This is a genomic window from Myxococcus virescens, from assembly GCF_900101905.1.
Taxonomy (GTDB): domain Bacteria; phylum Myxococcota; class Myxococcia; order Myxococcales; family Myxococcaceae; genus Myxococcus; species Myxococcus virescens.
Window position 1 is genome coordinate 104,707 of sequence record NZ_FNAJ01000018.1, and the last position, 11,645, is coordinate 116,351.

General features: G+C 69.9%; 11 protein-coding genes. 2 read left to right on the forward strand and 9 right to left on the reverse strand.

All coding sequences use genetic code 11. The features are described from left to right. Positions 1–33: 33 nt before the first annotated feature. Genes BLU09_RS32480 through BLU09_RS32495 form a run of 4 tightly spaced genes read right to left on the reverse strand, consistent with a single transcriptional unit; the run spans position 34 to position 3,422 of the window. On the reverse strand, positions 34–1,332 hold the full coding sequence (locus BLU09_RS32480) for a cation:proton antiporter (protein ID WP_090494455.1): 1,299 nt from the start codon (positions 1,330–1,332) through the stop codon (positions 34–36). Next, positions 1,329–2,549, reverse strand: coding sequence for a sodium:proton exchanger (locus tag BLU09_RS32485; RefSeq protein WP_090494457.1), 1,221 nt, complete (start codon positions 2,547–2,549; stop codon positions 1,329–1,331). The genes BLU09_RS32480 and BLU09_RS32485 overlap by 4 nt, the downstream gene beginning before the upstream one ends. A gap of 32 nt (positions 2,550–2,581) precedes the next feature. After that, positions 2,582–2,920 (reverse strand): hypothetical protein, encoded by a 339-nt coding sequence (locus BLU09_RS32490; RefSeq protein ID WP_090494459.1) that lies wholly within the window; start codon positions 2,918–2,920, stop codon positions 2,582–2,584. A gap of 46 nt (positions 2,921–2,966) precedes the next feature. Then, positions 2,967–3,422 carry a general stress protein gene (locus tag BLU09_RS32495; RefSeq protein ID WP_090494461.1) on the reverse strand — a complete coding sequence of 152 codons (456 nt, stop codon included), beginning with the start codon at positions 3,420–3,422 and terminating at the stop codon, positions 2,967–2,969. 285 nt (positions 3,423–3,707) lie between these two features. On the opposite strand from BLU09_RS32495, the gene BLU09_RS32500 reads away from it, so the two are divergent. Next, on the forward strand, positions 3,708–4,475 hold the full coding sequence (locus tag BLU09_RS32500; protein ID WP_090494463.1) for a TVP38/TMEM64 family protein: 768 nt from the start codon (positions 3,708–3,710) through the stop codon (positions 4,473–4,475). Here BLU09_RS32500 and BLU09_RS32505 read toward each other — a convergent pair. Continuing rightward, complete coding sequence (locus BLU09_RS32505; protein ID WP_244172210.1) at positions 4,472–5,416, reverse strand: patatin-like phospholipase family protein; 945 nt, start codon at positions 5,414–5,416, stop codon at positions 4,472–4,474. The two genes, BLU09_RS32500 and BLU09_RS32505, sit on opposite strands and share 4 nt — an antisense overlap. A gap of 188 nt (positions 5,417–5,604) precedes the next feature. On the opposite strand from BLU09_RS32505, the gene BLU09_RS32510 reads away from it, so the two are divergent. Next, positions 5,605–6,228 (forward strand): SgcJ/EcaC family oxidoreductase, encoded by a 624-nt coding sequence (locus tag BLU09_RS32510; protein ID WP_090494467.1) that lies wholly within the window; start codon positions 5,605–5,607, stop codon positions 6,226–6,228. On the opposite strand, the gene BLU09_RS32515 is transcribed toward BLU09_RS32510, so the two are convergent. The 4 genes from BLU09_RS32515 to BLU09_RS32530 form a co-directional block, all read right to left on the reverse strand. Beyond that, positions 6,216–7,715 (reverse strand): phosphatase PAP2 family protein, encoded by a 1,500-nt coding sequence (locus tag BLU09_RS32515; RefSeq protein ID WP_090494469.1) that lies wholly within the window; start codon positions 7,713–7,715, stop codon positions 6,216–6,218. The genes BLU09_RS32510 and BLU09_RS32515 overlap by 13 nt on opposite strands. Continuing rightward, the gene (locus BLU09_RS32520; RefSeq protein WP_090494471.1) at positions 7,712–8,638 is read right to left on the reverse strand and encodes a fatty acid desaturase; all 927 of its coding nucleotides are present in this window, start codon (positions 8,636–8,638) and stop codon (positions 7,712–7,714) included. The genes BLU09_RS32515 and BLU09_RS32520 overlap by 4 nt, the downstream gene beginning before the upstream one ends. Beyond that, positions 8,622–9,581: a Rieske 2Fe-2S domain-containing protein gene (locus BLU09_RS32525; protein ID WP_090494473.1), complete on the reverse strand. Its 960-nt coding sequence runs from the start codon at positions 9,579–9,581 to the stop codon at positions 8,622–8,624. The genes BLU09_RS32520 and BLU09_RS32525 overlap by 17 nt, the downstream gene beginning before the upstream one ends. Positions 9,582–9,725: 144 nt before the next feature. Continuing rightward, complete coding sequence (locus BLU09_RS32530; protein WP_090494476.1) at positions 9,726–11,519, reverse strand: thiamine pyrophosphate-requiring protein; 1,794 nt, start codon at positions 11,517–11,519, stop codon at positions 9,726–9,728. Positions 11,520–11,645: the final 126 nt, after the last annotated feature.

Genomic DNA, 11,645 nt, shown 5'->3' on the forward strand with positions numbered 1-11,645 from the left:
TGACTGCTGCTGAAGGTGTGGATGCCTGACAGCCTATGCCGTTCCCTGCGCGTCGTCCGCGCGGATCTCCCCGGAGGCCGCCAACGCGCGCCGGGTGAGGACCGGCCCCACCAGCTCGTGGGCGGTAATCATGGCGACGATGAGCACCTCCACCTGGGGTCCAAAGGTCGGAAATGTCCTGGACACCAGGGCCGCCAGGCCAAACGTCACGCCCGCCTGGGAGATGAGTCCCATCCACAGGTAGCGCTTGAGCCGCGGGTCGTCCGCGGGGGCGAAGCGGCGGCAGGAGAGCCAGATGGCCACGCCGCGCAGCGCGACCAGCAACATCGCCGCCGGCCCCACCGTCAGCAGGGAGTCCAGCTTCAGCCCCGCGCCCGCCGCGGCGAAGAAGAGCGCGAACACGGGCAGCCCCGCCTGCTGGATGGCGTTGTGGATGCGCTCGCCCGCGTGCTCGTCCAGGTTCGCGATGAGCGCCCCGGCCGCCAGCGACACCAGCAGCGGGGACAGGTGCAGGCGCGTGCCCCCTTCCGCCGCGGCGAAGCACAGGCCCACCAGGAACAGCGGCAGCTCCTGCTTCACGCCGCGCATGTAGATGAGCATGCCCACGGCCAGCACGAGCCCCACCACCACCGAGCCGAACAGCTCCCACCCCACCCCGCCCAGCAGCTCCGTCACGTCCAGCCCGCCGCCGAAGCTCGCCTTCGTCAGGCCCGCGGCCAGCGCGAAGGCCACCATCACCAGCAAGTCGCCGATGATGACCAGCGCCATCAGGAACTCCGTGAAGGCGCCGCGCGCGCTCGTCTCCTGGACGATGGCGATGGTGACGGTGGGTGAGAACGACACCACCACCGTGGACAGCAGCGCGCTGACCGCCAGCGCCTGGGGCACCGTCATGTCCGCCAGGAAGGGCAGGAAGGGCTTGAGCGCGAAGGTGGCCCCGAAGCACACCAGGAAGGTGACGCCGCACACGGCCGCGCACAGCAACGCCACGCGCGCGCCCACGCGGCGGATGAGCCCCAACCGGAGCTCCGTGCCGGCCACCAGCGCGATGAGGCTCACCGCCAGCCCCTTCACCAGCTCCAGCCCCTTCACGCCCGCGTTCGGGATGAAGCCCAGCGCATAGGGCCCCACCGCCACGCCCACCAGCAGGTAACCGGTGAGGCGAGGCAGGCCCAGGCCCTTGGCCACCTTTCCCGCGAACAGGCCGCACAACAGCAGCGCGCCCGCCGCCAGCATCACCGGAGTCCCCGAGTCCGCCCGGAGCACCTGTGCCCGGCTGATGATGGCCAGGAGCACCATCAACAGCAGCAGTCGGATGACCGCGCCCTTCATGCCGCCACCTTGTCGCTGTCAGCCGGGGTCTCGGACATGCTGCGAGGCGGGTCCACCACGTACTGGAAGGCCTGGCCCGCCAGCAGCTCGTTCACCACCGCGCCCATCACCACCACGTCCAGCACGCGCCGCGACAGCCCTCCCGGCACGAGCATCCCGTACTCCGCCACCAGGCACAGCGCCAGGCCGCCCTGGGCGATCAGCGCGTAGCCCAGCCGGGGTGGCAGCACGAGCGTCTGCTGCGCCAACCGCCGCGCGAACCGGCCGCCCAGCATCTTCCCCAGGAAGCGCAGGCCCACGAAGGCGGGCATCAGTACCCAGGCCCAGTAGTCCCGCGCGTGCACCGCGCAGCCCACCAGGAACACGAGCACCAGGAACACGGGCCGCTCCACCCGGCCCAGCGCGCGCGCCACGCGCTCCGAGGTGCGGCCTCCCACCACCGCCAGCGTCGCCCCACACGCCACGCCCGCCAGCAAGGGCGACACCCGCAGGTACGCCGCCGCGCCGCTCACCAGCACCACGCCGCCCAGCGTCACCGTGGTCAGCTCCGCCAGGTCCTTCAACGAATGCGTGAGGAAGGCCAGCAGCGCCCCACACATGACGCCCAGCAGCAAGGCCAGACACACCAGCCCCAGGCCTTCGCCCACGTTGCTGGCGGCGCCGATGATCAACGCCAGCGCCAGCACGCCCAGACCCACCGCGTCATCCAGCATGGTGAGCAGCGCCACGCCCAGGCCGCGCGCCCGGTCCAGGCGCCCCGCGCGCCACGCGAGCACGGCCGAGTGCCCCGAAGAAAGGCTGGCCGCCGCCCCCAACATCGCCGCCGCGCCCACCGCGCCGAGCAGGCCCCGGGCGGACGTGAAGACGAGCGGCACCAGCAATGGCAGCGCGACGAAGAAGAAGGCCGTTCCGGAGTGCGCCAGCCCCGACAGGTAGACGGACCGCGGCAACAGGCGCAGCAGCCGAGGCTCCAGGTTCAGCCCCAGCAGCACGCCCGCGGTGCCCAACCCCAGCGCCATCACCGGGCGCATGGCCTCCAGGTGCCGCTCGGTGAGCACCCCCGCCACGGAAGGCCCCAGGAAGATGCCGAGCAGAACGAAGAGGAAGCCGCTGGCCGCCAGTCTCGCCAGCGCCGGAAAGCGCCCCGGGTCCAGCGCACGGCTGGAGGCGAGCAGCGACAGCGCCGCGATGGATAGGAAGACGAGCAGCGCTTGCACAGCCCGTGCTTATAACGACGGGACGCTTCCCGTCACGACCGGCGATGCGTGGGCGCGGAAATCACTGGCATGGCGACCAGCCGTCCCATGGGCGGCTCGTCCGCGTCCATTTCCAATTGGACGCGCTGCACCAACCGTTCCATCTCCTCGGGGGGCAGGCCTGGCAACAAGCTCACCAGGATGACGCGATCGTCATCGGCGCCCAACGCCAGACTGCGGAGCCCCGCGAACACGGGGACCTCGGCGGATAACGCCGCCGCCGCGCTCCGAGCCCGCACCACCAACGGCTCCGGGATACCGAACTCCCGGAGCCGGCGGATGGCCCGCTCGGTTCCTTCCAACTGTTCAAGGAACGTGATGACCAGGTACACGCGGCCCTCTTAGTCGGTCCGCGAGTCTGGCGCCACGCTCGCGGTGCTACTCGTTTTGACCCGGCCCCGCCGGCTCTCCGGAAGAAGGGGGGGTGGATGGCGCCGCACCCTCCTGGGGCGGAGCACCTGCCGCGCCCTCCTGCGCCGCCATGGCGGCCCGCGCGGCCCGCTTGCCCTCTTCGATGAGCTTCTTCACCTTCTGCCCACCCTTGCGGCCAATCTCCTCGTAGAAGTTCGGCCCTCGGGTGGCCTTCACCCGGTCGCCACCCTTCTTGCCGATCTCCTCGTAGAACTTGGCGCCGCGCTCGGCCTTCACCGTCTCGCCGCCCTTGCGGCCGATCTCCTCGTAGAAGGAGCGACCGCGCTCGGCCTTCACCGTGGCGCCGCCCTTGCGGCCGATCGTCTCGTAGAACTCGCGTCCGCGCTCGTTCCGGACCGTCTCGCCACCCTTCCGACCCGCTTCGGCCACCGTCATGCTGCCCTTGTTGTCCTTGTCCGACATTTCCCTATCTCCTCTCGTGACTACCCCAGCCCTCGCCTTGGTGCCCCTTGCTTGAAACCTTGGGACGGAAGCGCCCCGATGCAAGCAAGCTCCGTACACCGCCAGCCGTTCACGCCTGATACGCCACACGAAAACACCTGTGATTTCGTGGGTTTCGCAACGCCTGCCGAGCTTTCGGACCGGGCGGCGGGCTGCCCGGCCGGATGCTTTCATGTTGGAAACACCCCACTGCACATTGCGGATTCCCGAAACCACCTTCACTTTCAGGCCCACGGCGCGGCGGAAGTGGGGCCGCGGGGGAGGTACGGCGTGGCGCAGTCGGTGAAGACCTGGCTCCGGGTGTTGGCCCCGATGCTCGTCTCAGTGGGGGGGCTTGTCGCACTCCGGCTGCTCGGACCGGACTTCGTCGACCAGCAGCGCCTCGCCAGTTGGTTGGAGCCCTTCGGGAAGTGGGCGCCCATTGCATACATCGGCTTCCTTGCCATCCGGCCCGTGACACTGCTTCCGGGTCAGCTGCTGACGGCCGTGGGCGGGATGATGTTTGGCACGCTCGCAGCGACCCTCTATTCACTAACGGGCGGCTTGCTGTCGGGCCTGCTGCTTTTCGCGGCGGCGCGCAAGCTGGGCACCGGGCTGATGAAGCGCCTGGCTGGCAGCAAGTATCCCGCACTGGTGCGGGCGGCGAGGCGGCATGACTTCCTCTTCGCCTTCACCGCCTGCATCAATCCGCTGTGCCCCACCGACGTGATGCTGGCGGCGGCGGCGGCGAGCGGCGCGCGGCTGATGCCCACGCTGGCCGGCGTCTTGATTGGCACCCTTCCAGGCACCTTCCTCACGGCGCAGCTCGGCAGTGGTCTGGCCCAGGGCCGCACGACGATGACGGCGGTCGCCGCCGCGGGCCTGGTGGTGTCGCTGGTGCTCGGCGGCTACATCGGGCGGCGTTTCTACAAGGAGATCAACGAAGACGCGCCGAAGCCACGCGCGGAGCCGCCGCCGCCCACGCGACGCCCCATCGGTCATTCCGAAGCGACGGCCAAGCCCGCGGCGTTCTAGGCATGCATGGGGGGTTCCGGGAAGAGCTCCACGCGGCGCTGCACGCGCTCGCCTGGGCCCACGCCCGTGGGCAGCGAGACGGCCCGGGCCATCTCCTCACCATGCCGCAGCCGCATCCGGATCACCTCCGGCGCGAAGTCCAACATGTCCCCCATGGGCCGTGAGGGCTCGATGACGGTGATGCGGCAGTACCGGTAGGGCACCCCATCCGGACGCCGCACGGTGAGCCCCGCGTCATAGGCCTGACGGACGATGTCATTGATGCGCACGAAGGCATCCACGTCATTGAGAAGGATTTCGTTGAGGGTGATGTCGGCCAGGCTGCGCGTGGCCACCTCCAGGAGATTGGCCGGCGGCTTCGCCCGTTCGATCTGGGAGGGTGAGCAGACGATGACGACGATTTCCGTCGGGCCGAACTCCAGCGCATCCCCCAGGGGTGTGGCGTTGCGCAGTCCTCCGTCGACCAGGGCCGTCGCGCCCACCGGCTCCCAGAGGATGGGCAACGTCGAGCTCTGCCAGACGGCGTCCAGGAAGTCCCTCGAGTCGCTGGGCACCAGCTCGTAGTTGCCAGAGACCAGGGACACGCGCCCCACGTGGGCGGGCACCCGAAAGCGGTGTCCGGCGAGGTGCCGCTGGATCAGCTCCCGCATGGGCGTGTTGTCGTACAGCCCCAGCTTGCGGAACAGGCCCACGCGCAGGGCCACGAGCGGCCACGGCAGCTTCCGGTAGAGGTCTGCTTCGCGGATGTTCAACCAGATGTCGTTCAGCGCCCGGTAGGAGTGCTGGGCCAGCAGCGCGGCGTTCAGGGCACCCACGGACACGCCGAAGATGCGCTCCCAGCGGAAGCCGTGGACCTCCCGGAGGACGCGCTCGGCGCCGACCTGGAAGGCTCCCTTGGCCCCACCGCCGGACAGTACGAGCGTTGCGGGACGATCCTTCATGGCACGCCTCCTGGGAAATGGACCTGGCGCAGATGGATAGGGGCGTGCCAGTGCGGCGGGAATCACCCCGGGGCGTGGGCCCCTGTCCACCGTCCCTCGGGCCCCCGGGGCACCTCGGGCGGCAACTTCCATGCACCACCGGCCGGAAGGCTCTCTAGGATGGGCGGCTTCACCCCTCCGGAGCCTCGATGATCCGCTTGCCTGGCTGTTGCGTGGTGGCGCTGCTGTTCGCGGTCCTGCCGTCCGTGGTGCTGGCCCAGCAGCCCACCGCCGACGCCGCCACCCATGACGCCCTGCGCGTCCTCAAGCAGGAGATGGAGGACGCGCTCAATACCCAGGACATCGACCGGCTGCTGAGCCACCTGCACCCGGACGTCTCCTTCACCACGATGAACAACGACGTGCGCGTGGGGAAGGAATCCATCCGCGCGTACTACGACGAGATGATGCGCGGACCGAATCGCGTCGTGGACCGCATCCAGGCGAAGTTCGAGGTGGATGACCTGACCCGCCTGTACGGCGACACCGGCATTGCGCGCGGCTCGTCGCGGGACCACTACGTCCTCACGGACGGCACGGACATCGTCATCGACGGCCGGTGGACCTGCACCCTGGTCCGGGAGGGCGACCGCTGGCGGATCGCCGCGTTCCACTACTCCACCAACGTCTTCGACAATCCCCTCCTCACGCGGGTGAAGCACCTCGCGGTCGCGGGAGCGACGGTCATCGGACTTGGCGCGCTCGTGGCGGGCGCGGCCATCGGCCGGAGGCTGCGGCGCCGAAGCCCCGGGCCCGCCCCTCACGCGCCCTGAAGCTGGCGGGCCGTCACCTCGGCCAGGAAGGGATGGCGCCGGGGAAGGCGCTTGCGCCAGAAGGACTCGATGGAGCGATGGAACAGGCGCAGCAACGCCAGCCCCGGACGGCCCTCCAGCGCCGCCAGCTGGCCGGCCGTGCCATCCAGCAACGCCCTGGCCCGGACGTGCTCCGCCGTCATCCACGCGCGGCCCGCCTCTGTTCCCAGCAGGGCGTCAATGTCCGTCGGGTCCGCGCCGTCGCCACGGACAGCCGCCGCGACCTCTTCCGGCACGTTGTAGAGCCCCTGGGCGAGGTCCTCTCGCAGGTCCCGCATCACCGAGCACCAGCCGAAGGCCTCCATCAGCGAGGGCGCGTCCTCGGCCCGGACGCCCGCCCCGGCGACGTGCAGCATCAAATCCACCGACAAGCAGAACGTGTCGCGTTGCTGCGCGCGAAGCGCCTCCTCGCTCCACCACTGCCCGGCCTTCACCCGCTCCCGGTCCTTGCGCATCGTCCGCACCAGCGCGAAGACCTGGGCGCGGGCCGTGTCGTCTCCCAGCCGACCGAGCAGCACGCGCCCCAGCGTGGCCGCCGTCCCCGGGTCCTCCCCTCGCCCGGACTCCAGCTCCAAGAGGAGCGCGTCCACCCAGTCGAGCGGCTCTCCGTCCACCGCGCGGTCCCCATCCAGCACGTCGTCCACCAGTTGGAGGAAACAGAAGCCCACCCGCGCCACCCGTGCCTCGCGCCACCACCGGCTCACCGCGTAGCGGTAGAGCACCAGGGCAATCAGCCCGTAACGCAGGTGACGCCGCGCGAAGCGATAGGACTCCCGGGCGCACAAGGCTTCGACTCGCAGGGCATCGAGGAACGCCGTGCGGCGCGCCCGGGGAGCCACCCACGACCAGGTGCCCCAGGCCAGCAACGCCCCCGCGACCACGTCCACCACGTGGTGCTCGTGGATGAGCAACGTCGACGCCGCGATGGCCAGCGCCCACAGGCCGAAGAGGATACGCCCCAGCGCCCCCGCCCGCTCCGCGTAGGCCAGGGCCGCCGTGCACGCGAAGGCCACATGGAGGGACGGCAGGTAGTTCCGCTCCAGGTTCAGCGTGTCCGCCAGTTGGAAGACGCCCGCCCAGGTCCCCTCCACGGCGCGCGGCGGCCAGGCCACCTCCACCGGGAAGAGCAGGAAGCACACGGCCGCGAGCGCTGTCTCCACACACAGCGCCAGCGCGAAGGGCACCATGTCCCGCCACGTCCGGAAGACGAAGAGGGACAACAGGAGCAGCACGTCCATGCTGACGTAGACCAGCGCCCAGGACGGCATGAACGGGATGTGGCGCTCGAAGGACAGCTCCACCCGGAGGCCCCCGGTGTAGAAGCCCGTGAGCCAGCTCGCGCCGCCGTAGACCGCCACGAAGAACAGGGCGAAGCCCGTGGCCATGGCGGCAGTGAGGGCCAGCTCCTCCTTGCGAGGCCACCCGAACAACGCGGGACGCGGGCTCATCGCTCCTCCACTGCGGCGGGCAGTGGCCGAGGGCCTCGCCACATGGACAGCCAGATGCGCAGGAAGGACGGTCGCGCCACCTCCGGGTCCACGTAGCGCCCCAGGTAGAGCCAGGGCACGTGCGGGTGCCGGTGATGGGCCCGGTGATAGTGGTAGTTGAGGAACAGCCACCGCACCGGAGCGGCCACGCGCAGGTCCCACGCGCCGTCACGGACATGCAGCGGTGACCACGCATGGTCCGCGTATTGGAGCGCGCTCCAGTTGATGGCGAAGGCCGCGTAGCAGAGCCCCCACCCCGTCGCTGACACATCCAGCGCCACCACGAGCCCGACCTGCACACAGACCGCCAGCAGCACCTCCGCGCGGATCGCGCCTCCAGGCGCTGCTTCCAGGCGTCCAAGGTACGCGTCCGCGCCCGTCTGCTCGCCGTACCGGGTGCCCGTGCCGCGCAGCCGGTGCAGCAATCCGGGAACGAGCGCGAAGACCACGGCCCCCACCGGGACGAACAGCCAGTAGAGCCCGGTGAGGATGGAGTACCACTGCGCCCGCTTCAGAAAGCGGTTGTCTCCGGGCCGGAAGTAGTCGAACTGCTCCAGGTGCGTCCGGTTGTGTCGGTGGTGGTTCAGGTGGAATGCACGCTGCATCGTGAAGGACGTGGGGAAGAACGCCGCGGCGACCCGGCCCAGCGTGTCGTTCACCCGCCGCACGGGGTGCAGCACGCCGTGCGTGGCCTCATGCAGTAGCGAGAACACGGTGTTGTTGACGAAGGAGAAAACCACGGCGGCCAGTACCTGGATCGCGAGCCGCTCCGCATGTGACGCCAGCCACAAGCATCCGGCACAGGCCGCCATGGCGCAGACCAGGAGCACGGCGTTGAGCGCGGCTGGAATCGGGGTTCCCTCGCCCTCACCCGCGGTCGTCATCGGGCGCCTCCGGCAGGCTGTCGGTGAAGTCGAGCACCTGGCGCAGCACCGGGTCCGCCGCCGCCCCCGCCCGGTTGAAACGCATGCCGTCGAGCACGGACAGGTCGCGGCGCAGGAACGACGTGAACAGCCACCGCGACACCTGGAGCGCCAACCAGTCCACCCCCGGAAGCCGGCTGCGGCGCGCGGCGAAGGCCAGCCGCACGAACAACCCCTCCTCGCGCTGATGAAGGCCCGCGAGCAACGCGCTGCGCGTGCGCCCCAGGTCGCTCTCCACGGACAGGAGCGTGCCGCCATGCAACGTGAGCGTGACACCGATGCGATCGCCGGACAGGAACTTCATCACCCGGTCACTGAGCCCGCTGCCCGTGACGCGGGACGTGTACCGCACGCGCAAGGTGAACGGGTCCGGGCGCTCCACCACCGGCGCGTCCCGCAGCTCGCGATGATGCACCGTGCGCAGGTGCTCCAGGTCGAAGGCATTGGCCACCACGGGCAGCCAGTCACAACGCACCGCGAAGCGATCCGACGTGCCCCAGCGCAACGCGCCGCTGCCCACCTCTGGCGGAGGAAAGAGCACCACCGGGCCATTGAAGACCAGAATGGCGCCGTACCGCTCCACCACGGGGAACGCCCGCTGCGCCGTCTTCCCTGGGCAGGCGCCACTGCCGTCGAACTGCCAGTGGTGGAGCGGACACCGCAGCGAATCCCCCACCACGGTGCCACCCCCCAGGTGCGCGCCCATGTGGGGACAATGGGCGGCGAGCGCGTGGACCGCGCCGCTCCGTCCTCGGAAGAGGACCAGCTCCCGTGCGCCCGTACTCCAACGCATCACCTGCCCGGGCCGGAGCGCCTCGGAGGGGCACACGAGATGCCACGCGCGCAGCCGGCCTGGCTCGGGGTGACGCACAGGCTCCGGCCGCGAGGCAATCTTCACCACCATGCTGGAAATCTAACGCAACGGATGATGGGGCTGAAGGCGGGAGACACCACGGCGCTGGGGCGAGACAGCGATGCCGGAGCGCGGCCGCACCCTGGGGCCACGCACCGCCGCGCCGACCGCGTCGTACCTGCACGGCGCCTCGCCTCAGGACTTGCCACCGCCCCGGGGCAGCAGTGTCTCCACCATGCCCTTGAGCGACTGCTTCAGGATGCCGCCCGTGTCCACGTCGCCCTTCGCCAGCGCCTGGGCATAGTGCTTCGCCTGCTCGAAGGTGATGTGGGGCGGTAGCAGTGGGACGTCCGGGTCCACGTAGGCCTCGAAGACGACGGGCCGGTTGGCGCTCAGTGCCTCATCCCACGCGCGGCCCAGCGACTCCGGCCGGTCCACGCGAATGCCCAGGAAGCCCAGGGACTCCGCATAGGCCGCGTACGGGAAGTCCGGCAGGTCCTGGGACGCGGGCAGCTTCGGGTCGCCGGCCAGCACGCGCTGCTCCCACGTCACCATGTTGAGGTCCCGGTTGTTGAGGACCATGACGATGAAGCGCGGGTCCTTCCACTCCTTCCAGTACTTGGCCACGGTGATGAGCTCCGCGTTGCCATTCATCTGCATGGCGCCGTCGCCCACCAGCGCGATGACGGGCCGGTGCGGGAAGGCGAACTTGGCGCCGATGGCATAGGGCACGCCGCAGCCCATGCTGGCCAGGTTCCCGGACAGCGAGGCCATCATCCCCTTGCGCATCTTCAGGTACTGCGCGAACCAGCTCGTGCCCGACCCCGAATCCGCCGTCAGGATGACGCCCTCCGGCAGCCGTGACGACAGCTCGAAGAACACGCGCCGCGGGTTGACGGGATTCGCGCTGTCCATCGCGAGCGCCTCCGCCGTCTTCTCCCACTGCCGCACGCTCTTCACCACGCTGTCGCGCCAGCTCCGGTCCTTCTTGTGCTCGAGCATGGGAATCAGCGCCTTCAGCGTCTCCTGACTGTCCCCCACCAGCGCCACCTCCATGGGGTAGCGGATGGCCAGCATCCGGCCGTCGAGGTCGATTTGAACGCCCCGGGCCTGTCCCTCCTTCGGGAGGAACTCCGAGTACGGAAAGCTGGTGCCCACCATCAGCAACGTGTCGCAGTCCGACATCAGGTCCCAGCTCGCCTTGGTGCCCAGCAGCCCGATGGAGCCCGTGACATAGGGCAGGTCATCCGGCAGCACCGCCTTGCCCAGCAGGGCCTTCGCCACGCCCGCGCCCAGCAGCTCCGCCACGTGCATCACCTCGTCCGCCGCGGCCTGCGCTCCGGCGCCCACCAGCATGGCCACCTTCTTCCCGGCGTTGAGCACGTCCGCCGCCCGCCGCAAGTCCCGCTCGCGAGGCAGCACCCGCGGCACGCTGGAGCCCACGCTCGAATGGACCGTGCCGTGCGCGTGCGGAGGCTTTTGGTAGGCCTCTTCCTGGACGTCGTTGGGGATGATGACGCACGTCACGGTGCGCTCGTAGATGGCGACGCGCATCGCCCGGTCCACCGCGTGGCGGATGGCGGAGGGGCTGGTCACCATGGTGAGGTATTCGCTGGCCACGTCCTTGAAGAGGGACATCAGGTCCACCTCCTGCTGGAAGTGGCCGCCCAGCGCGGCGCGCGTCTGTTGTCCGACGATGGCCACCACCGGCTGGTGGTCCAGCTTGGCGTCATAGAGGCCGTTGAGCAGGTGGATGGCCCCGGGCCCCGACGTGGCCAGACACACGCCCGGCTCGCCGGTGAACTTCGCGTGCGCACAGGCCATGAACGCGGACATCTCTTCATGGCGCGTCTGCACGAAGCGGAACTCCGACGTGCGCCCGAGCGCACCGAGGATGCCGTTGATGCCGTCACCGGGATAGCCATAGATGCGGCGGACGCCCCACTGGGACAGGCGGTGGAGCAGGTAGTCGGAGACGGTGGCGCTCATGACGGCTCCTCGGGTTCGGGGACGCCATCAAAGCTAGGCACCCGGGCACCGGCGCCTGCGGCGGAGCTCCCGTCCGCCCGTCCAGCGGCCGGGGCAGCGACCGGGCACTTATCGACACTTCGAGGC

Excerpts from the sequence above, each read along its gene's own strand:
- BLU09_RS32480 (WP_090494455.1), bottom strand. The coding sequence starts at position 1,332 with ATGAAGGGCGCGGTCATCCGACTGCTGCTGTTGATGGTGCTCCTGGCC.
- BLU09_RS32495 (WP_090494461.1), bottom strand. The coding sequence starts at position 3,422 with ATGTCGGACAAGGACAACAAGGGCAGCATGACGGTGGCCGAAGCGGGT.
- BLU09_RS32505 (WP_244172210.1), bottom strand. The coding sequence starts at position 5,416 with ATGAAGGATCGTCCCGCAACGCTCGTACTGTCCGGCGGTGGGGCCAAG.
- BLU09_RS32510 (WP_090494467.1), top strand. The coding sequence starts at position 5,605 with ATGATCCGCTTGCCTGGCTGTTGCGTGGTGGCGCTGCTGTTCGCGGTC.
- BLU09_RS32515 (WP_090494469.1), bottom strand. The coding sequence starts at position 7,715 with ATGAGCCCGCGTCCCGCGTTGTTCGGGTGGCCTCGCAAGGAGGAGCTG.
- BLU09_RS32520 (WP_090494471.1), bottom strand. The coding sequence starts at position 8,638 with ATGACGACCGCGGGTGAGGGCGAGGGAACCCCGATTCCAGCCGCGCTC.
- BLU09_RS32525 (WP_090494473.1), bottom strand. The coding sequence starts at position 9,581 with ATGGTGGTGAAGATTGCCTCGCGGCCGGAGCCTGTGCGTCACCCCGAG.
- BLU09_RS32530 (WP_090494476.1), bottom strand. The coding sequence starts at position 11,519 with ATGAGCGCCACCGTCTCCGACTACCTGCTCCACCGCCTGTCCCAGTGG.